Origin of the sequence: Christiangramia sp. (genome assembly GCF_029937855.1) — a bacterium.
Classification (GTDB): Bacteria; Bacteroidota; Bacteroidia; order Flavobacteriales; family Flavobacteriaceae; genus Christiangramia.
Genome location: NZ_JAPYPC010000002.1, coordinates 97,562 through 121,203, shown reverse-complemented (window position 1 = coordinate 121,203; position 23,642 = coordinate 97,562). Strand labels below are relative to the sequence as shown.

Sequence of the window (23,642 nt, the reverse complement as noted above, 5' to 3'; positions counted from 1 at the left end):
TTTTATTTTTTGTTCGAGTAAATATAAGCTCCTAAAATCGTCTCAACAACCTATTTAACAGGGTTTAGCACTAATTAACCTCTTTTAACAGCAAGGTCGATTTTTAACTAAAAAGATTCCTAATTAAGTTTTCATCGAGAGGATTTGGAACGGACAACCTAGTTGAAAATAACTACCGAAAAGCTTGGATATTAGAAAAATGTAGTATCTTTGCACACTTATTAATAATCGGGGTCGAGAACCCCAAAATTTAATTTTTATGCCAGTAAAAATAAGACTACAAAGACACGGTAAAAAAGGAAAACCTTTTTTCTGGATCGTAGCTGCGGATACCCGCGCTAAAAGAGACGGTAAATTTTTGGACAAATTGGGAATCTACAACCCTAACACGAATCCTGCTACTATCGAACTTGATGTAGACGGAGCTGTTAAGTGGTTACAAAATGGTGCCCAACCAACAGATACCGCTCGTGCTATCCTTTCTTACAAAGGAGCCCTTCTTAAGAAACACCTTGCAGTAGGTGTGCAAAAAGGAGCTTTAACTGAAGAGCAGGCTGAAGAGAAATTCCAAGCATGGTTAGAAGAAAAAGAAGGAAAGATCGGAGCTAAAAAAGAATCTTTGAGCAAAGCTCAGGAAGCTGAAAAAACAAAAGCATTAGAAGCAGAGAAAGAAGCAAACGCTAAGCGTGAAGCGGAATTCAAAGAAGCTGAAGAAGCTGCTGCCGCCGCTGAAGCCGAAAGAACGGCTGAAGCTACAGATGAGGCTACTGTAGAAAACGCTGAAGAAGAAGTTGGTGCTGCAACTGCAGACGAAGCTTCTACTGAAGAGAAAAAAGACGCTTAAAACACCTACCCACGATGACTAAGGAAGAATGCTTCTACCTGGGAAGAATCGTAGGGAAATTTAGCTTTAAGGGAGAGGTGCTCATTAAACTGGACACCGATGAACCTGAAACTTACACAGAAATGGAATCAGTTTTTGTTGAATACAACGAAAACCTGGTTCCATTTTTTATTGAAAGATCCTATCTGCATAAAAGCACCTTATTACGTGCTAAATTTGAAGATATCGATACAGAAGAAGATGCAGAAGATATGATTGGCGCTGAAGTATACCTGCCTTTGACCATGCTTCCCGAACTGTCTGAGGATAAATTCTATTTCCACGAGATCATTGGTTTTGATGTGATCGATACGGAACATGGCAATATTGGGAAATTAGTTTCCATCAATGATTCTACTGCCCAGGCTTTATTCGAAATTGAAAAAGACGGAAAGCAGATACTGATTCCCATGAATGACGAATTCATTGAAAAAGTAGACAAAAAAAATAAAGAGATCAAAGTAATCACTCCTGAAGGCTTGATTGACCTTTATTTGGATTAGCTACCTCTCCTCATCTCAATTTTATCTACAAGAGATGCTGAAATGAGTTCAGCATGACGATAATCAATAAAAAAACCACTCCCTTTCGAAAGTGGCTTTTGGATATTTATTTGTTATATAAGCTTAGCCTACAATATTCACAATTTTTCCAGGCACTACGATTACTTTTTTAGGAGTACGTCCATCCAGTTGTTTTTGCGTCCGCTCATCTGCCAGGACAGTCTTCTCTATTTCATCTTTACTCATATCTAACGGCAGCTCCATCGTAAACCTCATCTTCCCATTAAAAGAAACAGGATAATTCTTTACACTTTCCACCAGATATTTTTCCTCAAATTCTGGATATTTTGCGGTAGTAATAGATTCCGAATGGCCTAATCTCTCCCATAGTTCTTCCGCTATGTGAGGAGCGTAAGGCGCAATTAAGATCACAAGCGGTTCAAGAACCTCTCTGCTATTACATTTCTGCGCGGTTAACTCATTTACGCAGATCATAAAAGTGGACACAGAAGTATTAAAGCTGAAATTCTCAATATCCTCGGTCACCTTTTTGATGGTTTTATGCAAGGTTTTAAGCCCCCCTTCTATCCTCTCCGAAGCCTGGGAATCTTCAACATAAAACGAGCCTTCCGGGCCGGAATGATATAATTTCCAAAACTTTTTTAGGAAATTATGCACTCCGGTGATTCCCGCAGTATTCCAGGGTTTCGCCTGCTCCAGCGGCCCCAGGAACATTTCATACATTCTTAAAGTATCTGCTCCATAATCATGGCAGATCTCATCAGGATTTACCACGTTATATTTGGATTTAGACATTTTCTCCACTTCCCTACCAACAATGTAAGCCCCATCCGGCCTCCCCGAAGGAGAGGAGTTGGCATCGTAAACTTCTCCATTATCTAAAACAAATTTGGCATCGGCAAATTCTGGTCGCCATTTTTTAAAGCCATCGATATCCAGTTCATTTGATGAATTAATTAAAGAAACATCAGCATGTATTGGCTGAACGCTATTTCCTTTGATCTGATTTTTGGAAACAAACACATTTTCTCCTTCCAGTCGGTACACAAAAGCACTGGTCCCAAGGATCATCCCCTGGTTGATCAGCTTTTTGAAGGGCTCTTCGACAGTCAACCACCCGCGGTCATGTAAAAATTTAGTCCAGAAACGGGAATATAAAAGGTGCCCCGTGGCATGCTCGCTTCCGCCAATATACAAATCTACATTTTCCCAGTATTTCTGGGCTTCTTCGGAAACAAAGCGGTCAGGGTTCCCGGCATCCATATACCTGAAAAGGTACCAGCTGCTTCCTGCCCACCCCGGCATGGTATTCAGCTCTAATGGGAAGACCGTTTTATCGTCAATCTTATCATTTGAAACTACTTCATTTTTCTGGGTATCCCAGGCCCAATCGGTAGCATTACCTAATGGCGGCTCCCCGGTTTCAGTTGGAAGATATTTCTCCACTTCAGGCAATCTTAAAGGGAGATGCTCAAGGTCTATCGTTTTAGGCAGACCATTCACGTAATATACCGGGAAGGGCTCCCCCCAATATCTTTGTCGGCTAAACACCGCATCTCTAAGCCTGTAATTAGTCTTTCCATAACCCTGGCCGGTTTTTTCAAGTTCCAGGATCACTTTATTCAGTGCTTCTTTATATTCTAGTCCGCTAAGGAAATCTGAATTTGCGATTACCGTGCCTTCTTTACCCGCATAGGCTTCCTGAGAAACATCTACATTTTCAAAAATATTAGTAATTGGCAAATCGAAATGTCTTGCGAAATCATGATCCCGCTGGTCACCACATGGAACAGCCATTACCGCTCCGGTTCCGTAACCTGCAAGTACATAATCCCCAATCCAGATTGGCACTGGTTCCTTAGTGAAAGGATGTTCGGCATAAGCACCGGTAAATACGCCACTAATGGTTTTAACATCAGCCATACGCTCACGTTCACTTCGTTTTGCACTGGCTTGTATATAAGCCTCGACCTCTTCACGTTGCCCGGCAGTTGTTATTTCTTTCACCAGGTCATGCTCCGGGGCAAGCGTTAGAAAAGTAACCCCAAAAATGGTATCTGGACGGGTGGTGAAAACCTTAATCCCCCCGGCCACCGAAGGGGGAGTTTCATGTGAATTTTGAGTGGCAGTAGGTTGTTTAGAAAGATTTATTTTTATTTTCTCCAGAACCGCCTCAATATCCCCAATAACCTCTTCATCTCTAAACCTAATAACCTTGAATCCTTTGCGCTCAATTATTTGTGTCCGCTCCCTATCTTCCTGAACCTGGGAATCATGAATAGTTCCATCAACTTCAACAACCAATCTTTTGGAGAGACACACGAAATCAACAATAAAATGATCAATTAAATGTTGCTGCCGAAATTTATAACCTAAGTTCCTATTTCTTAAATTATTCCATAACAACTTTTCAGCATCAGTGGGATTATTCCTGTTTTCCCTGGCTTTTTCAAGTAGTAAATGAGAATTATTACCACCAGTCATATATCCCGGTTCTGTTTTCTCTTCCCCCTCGGGGAAGGATAGGATGGGGAATTCAACCATCGCTCCTACAGATTTCCCTATCCAGTTTCGCTGACTCTCCTTTAAACTTTCTGTCCAGTCGATTTTATTTAGATCCTGAAGCAGTCTTTCGGCAAACGCAGAAATTCGCATGCTCCATTGCGTCATTTTCTTTCTTACAACAGGATATCCTCCACGTTCCGAAACACCATTTACGATCTCATCGTTCGCTAAAACAGTTCCAAGTTGTGGACACCAGTTGACTTCAGCTTCCGCGAGGTATGTCAAACGGTATTTTAACAGGATCTGCTCTTTCTCGTCCTGAGAGTATTTATTCCATTCTTCAGCTGAAAATTGCTCCACATCATCATCACATGCAGCATTTATCCTCGAGTTACCTTCCGAAGAAAAAACAGCTTCAAGTTCGGATATCGGGCGGGACTTCTCCGTTTCTCTATCATACCAGCTTTCAAAAAGCTGAATAAAGATCCATTGCGTCCACTTATAATAATCCGGCTCGCTAGTTCTCACTTCCCGACTCCAGTCAAACGAAAAACCGATCTTATCTAACTGCTCCCGATAACGGGCGATATTATTTTCAGTAGTTACCGCAGGATGCTGACCGGTTTGAATGGCGTATTGCTCCGCCGGAAGTCCGAAACTATCATAACCCTGGGGATGCAACACGTTAAAACCTTTGTGACGTTTAAACCTTGCATAGATATCACTGGCGATATAACCTAACGGATGCCCAACATGTAGGCCCGCCCCCGAAGGATAAGGAAACATGTCCAACACGTAATATTTCGGAGCCCCCTCCATCTCCCCCGAAAGCGGAGGGTTTTGTGCCTTGAATGTCTGGTTTTCTGCCCAGTATTTCTGCCATTTTTTTTCGATCTTATTAAAGTGGTAACTCATTTTCTGTCTTACTATTATCCAATTATCATAGGAGTCATTGCGAGCGTAGCGACGCAATCTCTTTATTCCCTGAGGCTACTTCAGTAGTTTCCCTCCTTCGCAGTGACGTTAATCACTAATTGCCTGCAAAAATACAATTTTAAAAGACTTATAGGGAAGGATTGGAAGTTCTATTACTTTGATTTTCGGGCGGCGGCTTCCATAGGTTTCAGGCACTCATGGATATACCTGTTCACTGGAGTTTCAATACCTAACTTTTCTCCTTCCTTAACGATAAATCCATTGAAATTTCCCAATTCTGAAGCTTTGCCATTCATGATATCCCTTTGTGTGGAAGCGGTAGTTCCTTCGGGTTGCCCATTAATGATCTCGAATACCATTTCTAAATGTTCATTGGTAAACGGAACACCTTTTGCCTTGCCCACTTCAATAATCTCCTTAGCCGATTTTCTCATCATTTCGTAAAGGAATTCACTTTCCCTGATCTTATTTATGGGTACACGAGTGAGACCGCCAATACCACTAATGGTACAAATAAAGAGGAACTTTTTCCAAATCTCCAGCTGAATATTATCCGGAATATTATTTTCAATTCCCGCCTCATTAAGAATATCATGAATTTTCATTACTCGATCTGACTTTGAATTATCAACTTCCCCAAACATGATCTTTGGTTCATAAGCCGCATGTTTTATTTTACCTGGTTTTTCTATAAAACTTACAATGAAACAAAGACCCGCGAGCACATTTTCCTTTGGTAATATTTCTATTAATTTCTCGTAATTATCAGCGCCATTTTGCAATGGAAGCACAACTGTATTTTCTCCCATTATCGGTTTTATTTCAGCAGCGACAGATGGAATCTGCCAGGATTTAATTCCGAGAATAATAAGATCTGGTTTTGGAACTTCAGAAACTTCTGAAGTCGCAACTTTAGGTATTACCTTAAAATCACCTTTAATGCTATCAACTTTAAGTCCGTGTTTTTGGATCTGCTTTAAATGCTGCCCCCTGGCTATCATACTTACATTGAATCCTGCATTGGCCAGGTTTCCGCCAAAATAACCCCCTACACCTCCGATTCCATAAACAAGTATTTCCATTGTTTACTTTTTTTCAAATTTAGGAAACTTAAAGTGATCCCTCGATTTTGTTAGAAATGAACTCCTTTTAGAAATATTTTTTAGTCCTGAATATTTTGATATTTTTTCGCAATTGCATCCACACAATTAATTCCGTCTATCGCTGCGGAAATGATCCCGCCGGCATAACCGGCACCTTCTCCACAGGGATAAAGTCCTTTTACCTCTACATGTTCAAGTGAATCGGAATCACGCGGGATTAAAACCGGGGAGGAAGTCCTGCTTTCAGGCGCATGTAAAACCGCATCGTTCGTGTAATATCCTTTCAGCTTTCTTCCGAATTGCACAAAAGCTTTCCGCAACCGTCGCGCTATAAGATCTGGAAGTACTTTATTTAAATCTACACTCACAATTCCGGGTTGATAGGATGTTTTCGGAAAATCTTTTGAAAGCTTTCCTTCCACAAAATCTTTCATTCGTTGCGCGGGTACCTGTTGTGTCTTTCCCGCTGCCTCCCAGCAATTTTTTTCCACCAGTTTCTGAAAATCAAGACAAACAAAAGGATCTTCCGGTTTAAACGCTGGAAGATCTGACGGTGCTATACTAACCACGATCCCGGAGTTTGAATACGGATTATTGCGCTTACTCGGGCTCCAGCCATTAGTCACCACTTCCTGCTGCTCTGTAGCACAGGGAGCGATTATCCCTCCGGGACACATACAAAACGAATACACACCCATGCCATCCACCTGCTCTACCAGGCTATAAGAAGCCGGTGGCAAATAGGGATTATCATTCTCACCATGATACTGTATCTGATCTATCAATTTTTGTTGGTGCTCAATACGAACACCTAAAGCAAATGGCTTGGCTTCGATTTTAATGTTTTTATAATGCAGGAGATAGAAAATATCCCTGGCAGAATGTCCCGTTGCCAGAATCAAATCCTCAAAAGAAAACCATTTTTCAGCATTGATCTCAATCGCCTCCATGCGATCTCCGTTCAGTTTAAGATCGGTGAGCTTAGAATTAAAATGTACTTCCCCGCCAGCCTCAATAACCGCTTCCCGCATGGCGGTGATAATCTTTGGTAGTTTATTCGTGCCAATATGCGGATGAGCATCTACAAGTATGTCGGGATCGGCACCAAAATTCACAAACCATTCCAGGGCTTTTAAAACATTTCCCCTTTTTTTGGAACGTGTATATAATTTCCCATCAGAATAGGTTCCTGCACCACCTTCGCCAAAACAATAATTAGATTCAGGATTTACAATATGATCTTTATTGATTTTTGCAAGGTCAAATCTTCTGGACCTAACATCTTTACCACGTTCAAAAACCACCGGTTTTATACCGGCTTCAACAGCACGAAGAGCTGCATATAAACCTGCCGGACCCGCACCAATTATAGCAATTTTCCTGCCTTTGGAAACATCCTGCAATATAAACGGTGTAAGAGGCTTTTTTTCTTCACCATGATTCCATACTTCTATTTGCAGGGTGAATCTCACAGGTTTATTTCGAGCATCTATAGAACGTTTCCTTATGCGCCAATCTTTAATATCATCCTTACGAATTTTGGATTTCTTCACCACTCTATTCAACAAAAGGTGACGGTCCTCTAATTCCTGTGGCAAGGCTGTGATTTGTACCAATGTGCTCATAGGCTTCAAAGATACCATGTATTTTTTCTAATTCTTTAGATGAAAATAACTTTGGAAAAACCTTTCCCCTTTAGCTATCCCTATAATTATATATTTGTAAAAAAAACATGTCTTTAAAGAAGCTATTAGAAGAGAAAGGATATCATCGTATTAAGATGAAGTTTACCAAAACGAATCATCTGGAAATAGTTGCGAAAATCAATGATATTGAAGGGAATTTTATTTTAGACACCGGAGCTTCCAGCACCTGTGTAGGAATCGATGCGGTAGAACATTTCGATTTACTTTCAGAAGATAGTGATGTTAAGGCTGCAGGAGCTGGAGCAACTAATATGCTTACTCAAATCTCTCAGAAGAATCGGATTGATATCTTTACCTGGAACAAGAAAAAGATAGATCTGGTATTATTTGACCTAAAACATGTAAATGAAGCACTTATTAACCATAAAGCAGAAAAAGTGCATGGTATCATTGGTGCAGATATCCTCAAAAAAGGAAAGGCTGTGATAGACTACAAAAACAAGGCGCTTTATTTAAAATAGCAACTTCTATTTATTAGATAAAAAAACCCACTTAAACAGTGGGTTTTCCATTCTTACTGAATTATGTTTTCTATGACTTTTTTTGCGTAGTATCGCTAAGCGTCTTGCTCATTTCTTCAAAATCCTTCATCATCTGCTCATGTTCACTGCGCATTTTTTCATGCTCAGACATGATCGTCTGATGTTGTTTCTTCATTTCTGAGATTTGAGCTTGTTTTTCTGCATCACTCATACCTTCAAAATCAGATTTAAGATCTTTGTGTGCAGAAATCATTTCCTTATGAGAACTCATCAAGGCTTCATGTTTTTTCAGCATAACTTCTTTAGAAGCAAGGTTCTCCAGTACTGTAGAATCTTTCACCTCCATATTCTGAAGTTTTTGAGATAGATCCTCGTATTCTCCGGTCATTTCCTGATGCTTTCTTTCAAAAGTTGAATGTACTTTTTCTATACTGTCATTCTGAGTCATCAACTTATCCATATCTTCCTGAACTTTGTTGTTCTGATCTTCACATGCCGTAAGTGCTAAAAAAGCAACACTAAAAATTATTAAATACTTCTTCATTTTTATGTTTTTTTGGTTTACTCAAACTTACAAAAGCTATGATTTTAGGATTCTAAATTCCTGTTAAAAAAGTATTTACGTAGTAAACACAAAAAATTCACCGTAATTATGAAAAATAATAAGGGGAAAAATCCCCTGGACGACAATAGTTTAAAAAAGTAGATTTGAGTGTTTAAATCAGCTTCATATCAAAACTAAAATTTTTTCTCAGCTCATTTTTTTTATCCTGGCTATTTCAGTCTTGACGGTCTTAGCTATGAACGTTTTTCGTTTGGTAGTTTTGTTTTAATTTTTGTTAGAGATAAAAAAGGGTCTGCTTTCGCAAACCCTTTTTTTTATTTATTTTAAAAAAACTCTATAATTCCAGAGCCCTTTTCACATCCTGATCCATCAATAATTCTTCCGGATTTTCCAATGCTTCTTTTACTGCCACAAGGAAACCAACTGATTCTTTTCCGTCAATTATCCTGTGGTCATAAGACAGGGCAACGTACATAATTGGTCTTATCTCCACATGGCCATCAATAGCCACTGGTCGCTCCACGATATTATGCATTCCAAGGATTGCACTTTGGGGAGGATTTATTATGGGGGTAGACAACATAGATCCAAACACTCCACCATTTGTTATGGTAAAAGTTCCTCCGGTCATTTCGTCTACGGTAATCTTACCGTCACGAGCTCTAATAGCGAGGCGTTTCACCTCAGCCTCCACTCCGCGGAAACTTAAGTTTTCAGCATTCCTAATCACAGGCACTGTTAAACCTTTGGGTCCAGAAACTGCAATACTAATATCTTTATAGTCATAACTTATCTGATAATCCCCGTCTATCATGGAATTCACTGCAGGATATTCGTCTAAAGCCCTGATTACTGCGAGAGTAAAGAAAGACATAAATCCTAAACTCACTCCATGTTTATCCTTAAATTCCTCTTTATATTTTTTTCTTAGTTCGAAGATTGGAGACATGTCTACTTCATTAAAAGTAGTTAGCATCGCTGTATCATTCTTGGCGCTCACCAGACGTTCTGCCAGTTTACGGCGAAACATAGACATTTTTTTCTTCTCTTCTCCTCTAGTACCTGTTCCAGGAGTTCCCATAGAAGCTTTAGCCTCAACCGCATCTTGTTTAGTAACCCGACCGTCTTTACCCGACCCTTTGACTTCTTTTGAATCAATCCCTTTTTCATCAAGAATCTTCTTTGCAGCCGGAGAAGGACTTCCAGTGGCATAGGTATCCTGTTTCTGACCAGGAGTGCTTGATTTGGATGGCTCTTCGGTTTTAGCTTCCGCCTTTTTGCTATCTTTCTTATCTTCTGTCTTTTCCTGGCGTTCCTGCTCTTCTTTTTCAGCAGATTTATCATCATCAGAACTGTCATCATCACCTCCACCTGGTTTATCAGCGTCAGTATCGATTAAACATACTACCTCACCAACTGCTACCACATCACCTTCTTCTGCCTTTAAAGTAATAATTCCACTTGCTTCCGCAGGAAGTTCGAGGGTTGCTTTATCACTATCCACTTCGGCAACTGCCTGATCTTTTTCAACGTAATCCCCGTCTTCTACCAGCCACTGTGCTATTTCAACTTCAGTGATGGATTCCCCGGGTGAAGGAACTTTCATTTCTAAGGCCATGATTGTTATCTATTTTGGTTCCCGAAATTTCAGGAATTTGATTCTTAATTATTTTCTTCTTCGTTTAAATTCTTATCAAAAACGCTGTTTATGACACGTTCGTGACGTTTCTTGAAACGCACCGAACTCCCGGCTGCTGGGGATCCGTAAAATTTACGACTGCATACCCTGAATTTTCGCGCTTCTTCAAAATGAAGCAACAAATGAGCATAAGCCCCCATATTTCGAGGTTCTTCCTGCGCCCACACTACATCATCTGCGTTTTTATACTTATCCATTACCTCTTTCATCTTTGAAATAGGTAAGGGAAATAATTGTTCTATCCTTACCAAAGCAACATCATCTCTCTCATTTTCTTCCCTGTGCTTCAAAAGATCATAGTAGAATTTACCGGTACAGAATACTAAGGTTTTAGTATTTTCCACTTTTGCCTCACTATCATCAATTACTGGCTGAAAACTTCCTGTTGCAAACTCTTCTTTTGTAGAGATGACTTTTGGATGACGAAGTAAGCTTTTAGGTGTAAAAATGATAAGAGGTTTTCTAAATTTAGCTTTCATCTGTCTCCTTAGAATATGGAACATGTTCGCAGGAGTGGAAATATCTGCCACGTACATATTATCCTTCGCACATAGCTGAAGAAAGCGTTCCATTCTTCCTGAAGAATGCTCTGCTCCCTGACCTTCATAGCCATGAGGCAACAACATTACCAATCCGTTTTGAAGTTTCCATTTGTCTTCTGCAGCAGAAATATACTGATCTATCATAATTTGGGCCCCATTGACAAAATCTCCGAACTGAGCCTCCCAGATGGCCAGGGTAGTTGGACTTGCCATGGCATAACCATAATCAAAACCTACCACTCCATATTCTGAAAGTAATGAGTTATAAATAAAGAAATCGCCATCTCTTTCTTTTATATTATTGTGTAGAATGATCTCTTCTTCACTATCTTCTACTTTCACTACAGCATGGCGGTGGGAAAAAGTTCCGCGCTCACTATCCTGACCGCTTATTCTTATATTATAGCCTTCAGCCATTAAAGATCCATAAGCAAGATGTTCTGCCATAGACCAATCCAACTTATTATCTTCAAAATACATTTTCTTTCTCCCGTCTATGATCTTTTTGATCTTTCTCATAAACTTCTTGCCCTCGGGCAATTGAGAAATAGCTTCTGCTACCTTATCCAGTTTTTCCAGATCGAATGTGGTATCAATATTCGACATCATCTCATCTTCCTGCACATTTTCAAAACCTTCCCACTCATCCTGCATGAAAGGGGTAATTCTGGTAGTTTCTTCTTTTCTGGAATCTTCCAGTTTTTCTTCCAGGGCGGCTTTATAGGTTTCCTCAAGTTTCTTTAAATATTCATCATCAGCTACTCCCTGTTTTTTAAGCTTCTCAAAATAAATATCCCGCGCATTTTCATGCTTGGAAATTGCTTTATATAATTTTGGTTGGGTAAATCTTGGTTCATCCCCTTCATTATGTCCATATTTCCTGTATCCCAGAAGGTCTATAAATACATCTCTTTTAAATTTCATCCTGAAATCCAATGCGAAGAGTATAGCATGCACCACTGCTTCTGCATCATCTGCATTGACGTGTAGTACAGGAGAAAGTGTCACTTTTCCTACATCTGTGCAATAAGTAGAACTTCTTGCATCAAGATAATTCGTGGTAAATCCAATCTGGTTATTAACAACAATATGAATGGTTCCGCCGGTTTGATAACCCTCCAACTGAGCCATTTGTACTAATTCATAAACTAGTCCCTGTCCTGCAATGGCGGCATCACCATGTACCAGAATTGGTAAAACCTTAGAGTTATCACCTTCGTAACGGCGATCCTGTTTTGCACGGGTTATACCTTCAACAACCGCCCCCACAGTTTCCAGGTGGGAAGGGTTAGGTGCTATATTTATGTTTATTTCGTTTCCGTTATCGGTAGTGCGGCAGGAAGTCCAACCAAGGTGATATTTCACATCGCCATCAAAAATATCCTGTTCGTAATCCTTGCCGTCAAATTCGCTAAAAATATCCTTGGCACTTTTTCCGAAGATATTGGTAAGTGTGTTCAACCTTCCACGGTGCGCCATTCCCATAACGAATTCCTTTACTCCAAATTCAGCAGCTTTTTCTATAAGCGCGTCAAGGGCCGGAATTAAACTTTCCCCACCTTCCAGTGAAAAACGCTTTTGCCCTACATATTTGGTATGTAGAAAACTTTCAAAGGAAACCGCCTCATTAAGCTTTTTAAGTATTTGTTTCTTTTGAGATTCATTAAAGTCAGGATGATTCTCATTAACGTTCAGTTTATTCTGAATCCATTCTATCTCTTCAGGTTTTCGAATATACATGTATTCGATCCCGATCGAGTCACAATAAATTTTCTCCAGATGTCTGATAATCTCCTTTAAAGAAGTGGGCCCAATCCCAAGAATATCACCCGCATTAAAGGTCGTATCAAGATCTGCTTCCTCAAGTCCGAAATTTGAAATATCAAGTGATGGAACATATTTCCTACGTTCTCTTACAGGATTCGTTTTAGTGAATAAGTGACCTCTGGTCCTGTAACCATCAATCAATCGAATTACCTGGAATTCCTTAATTACATACGAGGGTATTTCTCCTTCAGCAAAATCTACAGGAGCTTCCCCCAAAACTTCTTCCGCAACACCATCTTGTTGCATTCCAAAATCAAAACCCTGGAAAAATGCCCGCCAACTAGGCTCCACACTATCAGGATATTTTAAATATTGATCGTAAAGTTCTGCGAAATAAGCAGTATGAGCAGCGTTTAGAAATGAAAATCTATCCATAAAATTGAAACAAATGTCTCTTCTGTTTTTAGAAACATAGCAAAAATACAATTTTTAAAAAAAACAGCTTGCAGGCATTATGATAATTCTCTATATGATTATAGGAATTTTAACACTGCCTGAAAATGAACAGATTCACTAAGAATTTAATTCATATTGAAAATTTTCATGTCCGGTTAAAGATACCAGAGCGCTTCGCTTTTATAAATAAGAAGCCGGATTCAGGTTCGTTCTTCAAAATTTTATCGGACATCGATTATTGATAGCTAAACCTGGCGATCCATAAGCATTTCTCCGAATTTTCTCAAGGGTTGCTTCTTTTCTTCGGGTAACTGAATTTTATCCAGAATCTTAAAGGCCTTATCGGTATAATCTACTATTTCTTTTCTGGTAAGTTCTGCCGCACCACTACTTTCAAAAAGTGATTTTACGGCTTCAATTTTTCCGGAATTTTCTACAGGAGAAATACTATATAAATGCTCCAGCTGTATGGCTTCGCTCCTGCTGGCAAGCTCCAGCGTTTTAAGATAAAGGAATGTTTTTTTGTTTTCAATGATATCTCCTCCCGGCTGTTTACCAAAAGTTTCGGGATCGCCAAAAGCATCGAGATAATCGTCCTGAAGCTGAAATGCTATACCCAATAACCTGCCATATTGATAAATGGCCTCTTTACATTGCTGAGAGGTTTGTGCCACAATTGCGCCCATTTGTAACGAAGCTCCCACTAATACGGCCGTCTTATATTCAATCATCAGCAGATAATCCTCAATACTCACATTATCCCGGGTTTCAAAATCAATATCATACTGCTGACCTTCACAAACCTGGATGGCAGTTTTAGTAAATAAAGAAGATAATTCTTTAAAAGTTTCGCCTTCATAATTCTCAAAAAGCTGATAGGCGTTTATGAGCATAGCATCACCAGAAAGAATTCCTGTATTGATATCCCATTTTTCATGCACCGTTTCCTTGCCTCTTCTTATAGGAGCATCGTCCATAATATCGTCATGTACCAGGGAAAAATTATGAAATACCTCGATCGCTAAGGCCGCATCCAATGCCTTTTTGTAGTTGCAGTCAAAAATTTCAGTCGCCATTAATACCAAAACCGGTCTTAATCTTTTCCCTCCCTGTTCCAGTATATAAACCATTGGTTCATATAAATTTACAGGTTCCTTTATTTTAATCTTTTCGTGCAGATAGTCGATTATAGCTTCTCGATACTGGGAAATGGCATGCATGAAGTAATAAATTTTCCGCTAAAATACCATAAATGAAAGTAATTCAAATTCTCTTCCAATGTTAAATAATAGTAAACTATGGAAACTTTTATTGTTTCTAAAGTTTCCATAGTTTATATTTGCCAAAAATTTAAAGAAAGCGTTGGAAGAAAAAATACTGAATACGGCTACCGAGATGTTCCTGAGTTTTGGTTTTAAGAGTGTGACCATGGACGATATTGCAGAAAAACTGGGGATATCCAAGAAAACTATATATGCCCATTATTCTACAAAAAATAAATTGGTGCAGGCCAGTGGATCCCACTTATTAAAAACTATTTCTGAAGGCATCAATAAAGTGAGAGCAAGAAACCTCAACCCGGTTATTGAAAATTTTGAGATTAAACGTTTTGTAAATCAGCATTTAAAAGGGGAGCAAACCTCTCCTCATTTTCAGTTAAAGAAGTATTATCCTAAAATCTTTGAAAATCTTATAGAAGAACAATTTAATGTGCTGGAGGATTGTGTGGAAGATAATATTGGACGTGGGATTGAACTGGGGTATTACCGGAAAAAAATCAATGTCCCCTTTGTGACCCGCATCCATTTTGTAGGAATGATGGGAATAAAAGACAAAGAAATGTTTCCGCTGGAGGAATTTAGCGAACAGGATCTCACCGAAGAATTCCTGAACTACCACCTACGGGCAATATGCACCCCAAAAGGAATTAAAACTTTAGAAGAATTTATAGCAACCTCATGAGTATTTCAATTATAAAAAAAATCCTACTTCTCGTAGGAGTATCTTTAAACTTGAGCCTGTATGCTCAGGATACACTTCCTAACCCCGAATATAGTTTTAGCCTGGAAGAAGCGGTAAGATATGGACTGGAAAATGCCTACAATTCCCAGATTGCCAGTAAGGATGTGGCGATTGCCTTAAAACAAAAATGGGAAATAATTTCACAGGGCTTACCTCAAATTAGCGCGAATGCCGAATACCGAAATAATCTAATTCAACCAGTGACACTTTTACCTGGCGAAATCGCTGGCGGTGCACCTGGAACATTTGTACCCGTTACTTTTGGCACAAAACAAAATCTTACAGCTACGGCTACATGGAATCAATTAATATTTGATGGCTCCTATATTGTAGGGATCCAATCTGCCAAAACCCTGCTTCAAATAACAGAAAACGCTAAGATAAAAACAGATTTGGAAGTAAAGAAAGCCATTACAGATGCTTATGGCAATGTTTTATTAGCCAAGGAAAGTGTCGCCATTCTGGAAAGAAATTTAGAAACAGTTGAAAAAAATCTCAATGATACCGAGAAAATTTTTGAAAATGGACTGGCAGAAGAAGAAGAGGTGGAACAACTAAAAATCACCTCCCTGGGGCTACAGGTAAATTTAAATAATGCCGTGCGAATGGAAGACGTTGCCTATGATATGCTAAAAGTAACGATGGGAATCCCTGTAGAAAGACCTATACAGGTAGAAGATGATCTTAACCAGTTAAGCATGGAAAATTTTGACCTTTTATTGCTTTCCAAAGAAATAAATGTAGAAAAGAATATAGATTATCGTATTGCTGAAGATCAGGCAAACAGTGCCGAAGTTGAAGTAAAACTGGAAAAAAGTAAAGCTTTACCTAGCCTTTCAGCTTTTGTAAATTACGGAGCCCAGGGCAATAGCGATGAGTTTACATTTTTCACCAATAACCAGATCTATTTTGACCAGTCTGTTCTGGGCCTTAGTTTAAATATACCAATTTTTAGCAGCGGGATGCGAAGTGCCAGAACTGCACAAAAAGAACTTGCTTACGAACAATCCCTTCTTGAACTGGAGCAAACTAAAAATAGGATAAAACTCGATATCCAAACCGCGAAGAACGATTATAGTTTTAGCCTTGAAAACTACCAAAATAAGAAACAGAACCTGGAGCTGGCAGAGCGAATGGAAAATAAAAACCAGATTAAATTCTTTGAAGGCTTAGCTACCAGTTTCGAACTTAGTGAGGCACAAAGACAGTTATACCAGGCACAACAGGAGTATTTGCAGGCAATGTTGGATGTAATCACCCAAAAAGCCAAATTAGAAAATCTGTTAGACACCACTACTTATTCTGAATATTATGACAATTAAACAACTTAGTAACTATATTTCCATGAAAAAGTTTCTATTCATACTTATTGCTGCGCTTTTCTTTAGCTCCTGCGGAGATGAAGATAAATCTGCAGATACACTTATTGATAATGGGGATCTTTCTGCCATTAAAGCCAGAAAAACCGAATTGAGCAACCAGCAGCGGGAATTAAAAGCCGAAATCGAGAAACTGAACAATTTTATTCAGAAAAAAGAGAAGAAACAGGCGGCAATTCTGGTTTCTACGGAAACGCTCAATGATACTATTTTTAAACATTTTGTGGAAGTACAGGGAAATGTGGAAACCGATCAAAATATTATTATCTATCCGGAATATTCCGGAGTACTCACCAAGGTTTATGTAAATGAAGGACAACGAGTCTCTAAAGGGCAAAGATTGGCCAAAATAGATGATGGCGGTCTTAGTAGCCAGGTAGCCCAGCAGGAAACCCAAACGGCTCTTGCCAAAACTACTTACGAAAGAAGAAAACGCTTATGGGATCAAAAGATAGGTTCAGAAATTCAATTTTTAGAAGCCAAAGCTAATTACGAAGCTTCTTTAGATGCGACGAACCAGCTTAAATCCCAATTAGCCAAAACTGTTATTAAGGCACCTTTTAGCGGTGTGATTGATAATGTGATGGCCGAACAGGGCCAGGTGGTAAATCAGGGGCAAACTCAAGTGATCAGACTGGTAGACCTTAGTGATATGTATGTAAAAGCTTCTTTACCTGAGAATTACTTGAATAATATCCGGGTTGGCACCGAGGTAAGCATTAATCTCTCCTCAATAGGACAGGAATTTAAAGGAACTGTTCGGCAGGTAGGTAATTATATTAACCCAGACAACAGGACTTTTGATGTGGAAATTGACATTCCGAATAAAAACGGACAGGTTAAACCAAACCTTATTGCCACGGTAAAGGTGAATGATTACACCAATGAAAATGCAATCACAATCCCCGAAAATATCCTTCAGGAAAATGCTGAAGGCGAAACTATCGCCTATTTGTACCAACCACAAAGCGATTCTATAGGAGTTGCAAAACGAGTTAAACTCGAGATCGGTTTAAATTACGGGAACCAGATTGAAGTAAAAAGCGGTTTAAACGATGGTGACGTTGTGATTATTGAAGGCGCAAAAAGCGTACGCGACGGTCAACGAGTGACTACCAAAAATTAGAAAATAGATTGCATTATGGGCAAGAACACTTATAAAGAATTTAGTATATCCTCCTGGGCGATCGAAAATAAAATGACGGTCTATGTCATTATTGCCATCATCCTATTTTTAGGGGTTTTCTCCTATTACACGATGCCAAGAGAATCCTTTCCTGAAATTATAGAGACTAAAATTTATGTTAGCTCTGTAAATCCAGGGAACTCGGCGGAAGATGTAGAGAAATTCATCACCGAACCACTCGAAGAGGAATTTAACAATATTGGGGGCGTACGCGAAATTAGCTCCACTACTCTTCAGGATTACTCTATGGTAATTGTAGAATTTGAAGAAGATGTTGAAATCCCGGTGGCCAAGCAACGGGTAAAAGACAAGGTAGACCAGGTAAAAGCCGAAACCACCTGGCCCACATTGGATAATGGCGCCAAAGTAGAACCTAATGTTTTTGATCTTAACCTTTCTGAAGAACAGCCCATCTTAAACATAAACCTTACCGGAAATTATCCCATTCAGCAGCTAAAAGATTATGCTGAATATCTTCAGGATAAGATTGAATTACTTCAGCCAATTAAAGAGGCGAGTATTAGAGGTGTTGAAGATCAGGAAGTAGAAGTTGCGGTTGATGTTTATAAAATGACCGCTTCACAGGTAAATTTTGATAATATCATCAATGCTGTTCGGGCTGAAAATAACACTATTTCAGGAGGAAATGTTATTAGCAATGGTGTTCAGAAAAATATTAGGATCCTTGGAGAAATTGAAGATCCGGATGATCTTAAGAATGTGGTGGTAAAAACTGACGGCGGCAATATTTTTCTAAGGGATATTGCAAGTATTAATTTCAAAAATCAGGATCCTACGACCTACGCCAGGGAATATGGAGAACCCGTAGTCATGCTGGACATTAAAAAACGGGCTGGTAAAAATATGATCGAAGCCGTTGAAAGCATTAAAGAGATCATAAAGAAAGAACAGGAAAACTATCTTCCGGAAGATCTGCATATTTCCTTAACTAATGACCAGTCTATAAAAACGCAAAATCAGGTAGATGACCTGGTGAATAATATCATTTTTGGAGTGATCCTGGTAGTGCTGGTACTTATGTTCTTCCTGGGCTTTAGAAATGCACTCTTTGTAGGATTTGCCATTCCGCTTTCCATGTTGATGTCCTTATTTATATTATCATCACTGGGCTTTACCATGAACACCATGGTACTATTTGGTTTGGTAATGGGATTGGGAATGCTCGTGGACAACGGAATTGTGGTGGTAGAAAATGTCTACTCCCTTATGAGTCAGGGAATGCCCAGGATGAAAGCCGCCAAACAGGGGATGGGCGAAATTGCCTGGCCTATTATTGCTTCCACGGCCACCACTCTTGCAGCCTTTTTCCCACTGGGTTTATGGCCCGGCTTAATTGGTAAATTCATGATCTATTTCCCAATTACACTTTCGGTTGTGCTTGGCTCCTCTTTATTTGTAGCCCTGATCATCAACTCCATGCTTACTTCCAAGTTTATGGAAACGGAAGAAAACTCGCTCACAAAAAAGAAATTAGTTAGATGGAGCTTAATTTTGGCTGGTGTTGGAGCAGTTTTACTCATTGCAGGATATGTGTTGAACATAGCAGGACTTCGTGGTATAGGTAATCTAAGTATCCTTACTGCAATTATGTTGTGGGTATATAAATATTTCCTCGCCGGAGCTGTAGAATATTTTCAGTTTAGAGCTTTAAAAAAATTAGAAAATCTTTATGAAGGCTTTCTTAAATATGCGCTAAGAGGAAGAAAAGCATATGCATTTTTCTTCGGAACATTTGGAGTGCTTATTCTATCCTTCTTTCTGGTGGCAGTAGCGCAACCGGATGTATTATTCTTTCCGGAGAATGAACCAAATCAAATTATCACCTATATAGAATATCCTCAGGGAACCGATATTAAAAAAACCAATGAGCTTACCAAGAAAATTGAAGAGCGGGTATTTAGTGCTATCAAAAAATATGAGGATGAAGATGGATATAATTATATGGTGGAGTCTGCTATTTCTCAGGTTGGTGAGGGTGCTGGAAACCCCCAAACCGATGCCGGCCAGTCCAATGCAATGCCGCACAAAGGGAAGATTACACTTTCCATGCGTGAATTCCAGCTTCGTAGAGGAGTAAAAAGTAGCAAGGTTCTTTCAGAAGTTAGGGATGCAGTAAAAGGTTTTCCGGGAGCTTCCATTATTGTTGAAAAAGATGCTGCGGGACCTCCAACCGGATATCCTATTAATATTGAATTAAGCGGGGATAACTATGAAGACATGTTGCGTGAAGCTGAAAACATGCGAAATTTTATCGAAGAACTCAATATTGCCGGAATTGAAGAACTTAAAATAGATGTAAATAAATCCAAGCCAGAAATGGATGTGGAAGTAGATCGTCAAAAAGCGGGACAGCTAGGAGTATCTACTGCTGCAGTGGGACAAACCTTAAGAAGGTCTATTTACGGGGAAGAAATATCTACCTATAAAGAAGGAGATGATGACTATCCCATAAACGTTCGGTTTGCAGATAAATACCGGTACGATGAAAGCGCAATTTTCAACCAACCCGTCACTTTCAGAAATAATAATGGAAAATTAATACAGGTTCCTATTTCGTCATTAATTACTAAAAGCAATACCTCCTCTTTTAGTTCTATCAAACGAAAGGACCTTAAAAGGATCATTACTGTGTATTCGAACGTTTTAGGCGGCTATAACCCTACCGAAATTGTTAATGAATTAAAAGATGAACTGCAGAATTATGAAATGCCTTCAGACATTGATTATTCTTTTACAGGAGAGCAGGAAGAACAGTCAGATAACATGAGTTTCTTATTATTGGCCTTATTCTATGCCATGGGTGGGATTTTACTTATTCTGGTTGCACAGTTTAATTCAATTTCCAAACCTCTCATTATCCTTATGGCTATCGTCCTGAGTTTAGCGGGGGTATTTCTTGGGCTTGTAACATTCGGAATGGATTTCGTGGTGATCATGACCATGATGGGAATTATATCGCTGGCAGGGATTGTAGTGAACAATGCTATTGTACTCATTGATTACACCCAGATTCTAATTGACCGAAGGAAGGAAGAAATGAATATGAGGGATGACGAATATTTAAGCCGAAAAGAATATTTTGAACTTGTGGTTGCAGGAGGCAGATCTCGGCTTAGACCTGTATTGCTTACGGCTATTACAACGGTGCTGGGGCTAATCCCTCTAGCAGTAGGGTTAAATATAGACTTCTTTGGTTTGTTTACAGATTATGACCCGGGAATTTATATTGGCGGTGACAACGTGATATTCTGGGGGCCATTGGCCTGGACCGTAATCTTCGGATTAATCTTCGCGACCTTCTTAACCCTGGTGATTATCCCAGTAATGTTTTATTTAGTGAACAGGGCAAAGATCAAATTCAGGGAGAAGCGTGAAAAAAGAAAGAAAACCAAACTGGAAGAAAAGGAAAAACAAATGAAACTGGCGAATCTGTAAAGCAAAAACCCCGAAGCACTGCTTCGGGGTTTTTTATTACATATTTATTTTCTTAGTTGTTTACCAGTGAACTTTCACTTTTCCAGCTATTCACAGAAGCGATCACGCTGTTCTGATAGTCAACTTCGGTAAGTTTATTTTCAGCCCAAAAAAACCACTTCCCACTTTTTTTGCCATTTTCGTAATTCGCGATGGCTGTCTTTTCACCGTTCTTGTTGTAAGAAACCCACTCTCCGTGCAGTCTACCGTCCTTGTACGTACCTTCCTGTCTAACACTTCCATCTTCATAATAAAACGTTCCTTTAATTAAATCCCCCTGTTTTTCAAAAACAGGTTTTTTATCTTCTTTTTGCGACATGGCAACTCCTCCAATAAGGAATATTCCTGCTAATAATATATTTTTTATAGTCTTCATAGCTCTTTTCTATTAACGTTAGCATTACAAATATAGTGAAAGTTTACAAACAATCAATATTTACATAACATTAACTTAACATTAAATCCTTTTAAATCTGTTTTTCAGCAGTTTACAATGTTAATAATGAATAAGGCTGAAATAAAATGATATAATTTTTAAGATGGAAAGGTTCAGTAAAAGTGTTTAACTTCTTACTTTTGTGCCCATTCTAAATTCGAAGAATAAAATGTACAGAAGTCATACCTGCGGCGAACTCAGCGCACAACAGATCAGTAACAAAGTGACCCTCTCCGGATGGGTGCAGAAAGTTAGAAATAAAGGTTTTATGATCTGGGTAGATCTTCGTGATCGCTACGGCCTAACGCAGTTAATATTTGATGAGGAACGCTCTTCAAAAGAATTAATGGATAAAGCCGGAAACCTCGCGCGGGAATTCGTAATCCAGGTTGAAGGAACCGTGATAGAAAGGGAGTCTAAAAATTCAAATATACCAACAGGTGAGATTGAAGTATTGGTAGAAGACTTTAAATTACTGAATTCTTCCAAAACCCCTCCTTTTACTATTGAAGATGAAACTGATGGTGGGGAAGACCTTAGAATGAAATACAGGTATCTTGATATTAGAAGAAATCCGGTAAAGAATAAGTTAATGTTCCGCCACCAGGTGGGAATGAAAGTAAGAAACTATCTTTCTAACGAGGGGTTCATTGAAATTGAAACTCCGTATCTAATAAAATCTACTCCTGAAGGTGCCCGCGATTTTGTAGTTCCCAGTAGAATGAACGAAGGCCAGTTTTACGCCCTTCCCCAATCTCCTCAAACTTTTAAGCAGTTGTTAATGGTAGGCGGAATGGATAAATATTTCCAAATCGTGAAATGCTTCAGAGATGAAGACCTTCGCGCAGACCGTCAGCCGGAATTTACACAGATAGACTGCGAAATGGCTTTTGTAGATCAGGAGGATATTCTGAATATTTTTGAAGGCCTTACCAGACATTTATTGAAAGAAATTAAAGGAGTTGAAGTAGGTGAATTTCCCAGAATGACCTTTGAAGAGGCCATGAAAAAATATGGAAATGATAAACCGGACATTCGTTTCGGGATGGAGTTTGCTGAACTTAATGATCTCGCGAAAAACAAAGGCTTTAATGTATTTGATCAGCAGGAACTGGTAGTTGGAATATCAGTACCGGGAGCTGCAAGCTTTACCAGAAAAGAGATTGACAATCTTATTTCATGGGTAAAAAGACCGCAAGTTGGCGCAAACGGACTCGTTTGGGTAAAATATAATGAAGATGGAAGCTTAAAATCTTCTGTAGATAAATTCTATTCTCAGGAAGACCTGAAAAATTGGGCAGAGGCAACCGAAGCAAGCCCAGGTGATCTTATTTTGGTCATGGCTGGTGATGCCGCAAAAACAAGAACTCAGCTAAGTGCTCTTAGGATGCATTTAGGTAATGAGCTTGCATTAAGAAAGGCAGATGAATTTGCTCCATTATGGGTAGTAGATTTCCCTCTTTTGGAGTGGGATGAAGAAACACAAAGATTCCACGCCATGCACCATCCTTTCACTTCTCCTAAAAAAGAAGATTTTGCTTTATTGGAAACTGAACCGGGAAAAGTACGGGCAAACGCCTATGACCTGGTATTAAATGGTAACGAAATTGGTGGTGGTTCTATCAGAATTCACGATAAAGAAACTCAATCTCAAATGTTCAAATATCTTGGCTTTACTCCTGAAGAGGCAAAAGAGCAATTTGGATTTTTGATGGATGCTTTTCAATATGGAGCACCCCCACACGGCGGGATCGCTTTTGGCTTCGATAGACTGGTAGCTATTTTAGGAGGCCAGGAAAGTATTAGGGATTTCATTGCATTTCCTAAGAATAATGCAGGTCGCGATGTAATGATAGATGCTCCTGCAAAACTTGATGAAGAGCAACTTAACGAGTTACATCTTCAGCTGAAATTATAAAAATAACATCCCGCGTATTGCGGGATTTTTTATTCACA

At 39.2% G+C, this 23,642-nt stretch carries 16 protein-coding genes; 8 read left to right on the top strand and 8 right to left on the bottom strand.

Going from position 1 to position 23,642, the window contains the following annotated elements:
* The first annotated feature begins 259 nt into the window (after positions 1 to 259).
* Positions 260 to 844 (top strand): 30S ribosomal protein S16, encoded by a 585-nt coding sequence (locus tag Q1K34_RS01735; protein ID WP_300433947.1) that lies wholly within the window; start codon positions 260 to 262, stop codon positions 842 to 844.
* 14 nt (positions 845 to 858) lie between these two features.
* Positions 859 to 1,386: a ribosome maturation factor RimM gene (gene rimM, locus Q1K34_RS01730; protein ID WP_300433946.1), complete on the top strand. Its 528-nt coding sequence runs from the start codon at positions 859 to 861 to the stop codon at positions 1,384 to 1,386.
* Between the two features lie 123 nt (positions 1,387 to 1,509).
* Here the strand turns inward: rimM and leuS are convergent, their stop codons facing one another.
* The 3 genes from leuS to Q1K34_RS01715 form a co-directional block, all read right to left on the bottom strand.
* On the bottom strand, positions 1,510 to 4,827 hold the full coding sequence (gene leuS / locus Q1K34_RS01725) for a leucine--tRNA ligase (protein WP_300433945.1): 3,318 nt from the start codon (positions 4,825 to 4,827) through the stop codon (positions 1,510 to 1,512).
* A gap of 173 nt (positions 4,828 to 5,000) precedes the next feature.
* Positions 5,001 to 5,930: a 2-dehydropantoate 2-reductase gene (locus Q1K34_RS01720; RefSeq protein ID WP_300433944.1), complete on the bottom strand. Its 930-nt coding sequence runs from the start codon at positions 5,928 to 5,930 to the stop codon at positions 5,001 to 5,003.
* Between the two features lie 80 nt (positions 5,931 to 6,010).
* Positions 6,011 to 7,576: an NAD(P)/FAD-dependent oxidoreductase gene (locus tag Q1K34_RS01715; RefSeq protein ID WP_300433943.1), complete on the bottom strand. Its 1,566-nt coding sequence runs from the start codon at positions 7,574 to 7,576 to the stop codon at positions 6,011 to 6,013.
* 107 nt (positions 7,577 to 7,683) lie between these two features.
* On the opposite strand from Q1K34_RS01715, the gene Q1K34_RS01710 reads away from it, so the two are divergent.
* Positions 7,684 to 8,118, top strand: a complete 435-nt coding sequence (locus Q1K34_RS01710) for a retropepsin-like aspartic protease (RefSeq protein ID WP_300433942.1) — start codon at positions 7,684 to 7,686, stop codon at positions 8,116 to 8,118.
* Between the two features lie 70 nt (positions 8,119 to 8,188).
* Here the strand turns inward: Q1K34_RS01710 and Q1K34_RS01705 are convergent, their stop codons facing one another.
* From Q1K34_RS01705 to Q1K34_RS01690, 4 genes are all read right to left on the bottom strand, one after another.
* Positions 8,189 to 8,683, bottom strand: coding sequence for a hypothetical protein (locus Q1K34_RS01705; protein WP_300433941.1), 495 nt, complete (start codon positions 8,681 to 8,683; stop codon positions 8,189 to 8,191).
* Positions 8,684 to 9,038: 355 nt separating this feature from the next.
* The gene (gene odhB, locus Q1K34_RS01700; RefSeq protein ID WP_300433940.1) at positions 9,039 to 10,322 is read right to left on the bottom strand and encodes a 2-oxoglutarate dehydrogenase complex dihydrolipoyllysine-residue succinyltransferase; all 1,284 of its coding nucleotides are present in this window, start codon (positions 10,320 to 10,322) and stop codon (positions 9,039 to 9,041) included.
* Between the two features lie 44 nt (positions 10,323 to 10,366).
* A complete protein-coding gene (locus Q1K34_RS01695) occupies positions 10,367 to 13,147 on the bottom strand; it encodes a 2-oxoglutarate dehydrogenase E1 component (RefSeq protein WP_300433939.1) in 2,781 nt (926 codons plus the stop codon).
* Positions 13,148 to 13,413: 266 nt separating this feature from the next.
* A complete protein-coding gene (locus Q1K34_RS01690) occupies positions 13,414 to 14,388 on the bottom strand; it encodes a polyprenyl synthetase family protein (protein WP_300433938.1) in 975 nt (324 codons plus the stop codon).
* A 142-nt stretch (positions 14,389 to 14,530) separates the two neighbouring features.
* Here Q1K34_RS01690 and Q1K34_RS01685 point away from each other — a divergent pair, with 142 nt between their 5' ends.
* The 4 genes from Q1K34_RS01685 to Q1K34_RS01670 are packed head-to-tail and all read left to right on the top strand — an operon-like array spanning position 14,531 to position 21,211.
* Positions 14,531 to 15,130, top strand: a complete 600-nt coding sequence (locus Q1K34_RS01685) for a TetR/AcrR family transcriptional regulator (protein ID WP_300433937.1) — start codon at positions 14,531 to 14,533, stop codon at positions 15,128 to 15,130.
* Positions 15,127 to 16,512: a TolC family protein gene (locus tag Q1K34_RS01680; RefSeq protein ID WP_300433936.1), complete on the top strand. Its 1,386-nt coding sequence runs from the start codon at positions 15,127 to 15,129 to the stop codon at positions 16,510 to 16,512. The genes Q1K34_RS01685 and Q1K34_RS01680 overlap by 4 nt, the downstream gene beginning before the upstream one ends.
* Before the next feature lie 22 nt (positions 16,513 to 16,534).
* Positions 16,535 to 17,695 carry an efflux RND transporter periplasmic adaptor subunit gene (locus Q1K34_RS01675; protein WP_300433935.1) on the top strand — a complete coding sequence of 387 codons (1,161 nt, stop codon included), beginning with the start codon at positions 16,535 to 16,537 and terminating at the stop codon, positions 17,693 to 17,695.
* A 15-nt stretch (positions 17,696 to 17,710) separates the two neighbouring features.
* Entirely contained in the window at positions 17,711 to 21,211 is a 3,501-nt protein-coding gene (locus Q1K34_RS01670) for an efflux RND transporter permease subunit (RefSeq protein ID WP_300433934.1), read from the top strand.
* Between the two features lie 52 nt (positions 21,212 to 21,263).
* Here Q1K34_RS01670 and Q1K34_RS01665 read toward each other — a convergent pair whose 3' ends face one another.
* Positions 21,264 to 21,626: a nicotinic acid mononucleotide adenyltransferase gene (locus Q1K34_RS01665; protein ID WP_300433933.1), complete on the bottom strand. Its 363-nt coding sequence runs from the start codon at positions 21,624 to 21,626 to the stop codon at positions 21,264 to 21,266.
* 229 nt (positions 21,627 to 21,855) lie between these two features.
* Between Q1K34_RS01665 and aspS the strand changes: the two genes are divergently transcribed.
* Positions 21,856 to 23,604 carry an aspartate--tRNA ligase gene (gene aspS / locus Q1K34_RS01660; protein WP_300433932.1) on the top strand — a complete coding sequence of 583 codons (1,749 nt, stop codon included), beginning with the start codon at positions 21,856 to 21,858 and terminating at the stop codon, positions 23,602 to 23,604.
* The last annotated feature ends 38 nt before the right edge of the window (positions 23,605 to 23,642 follow it).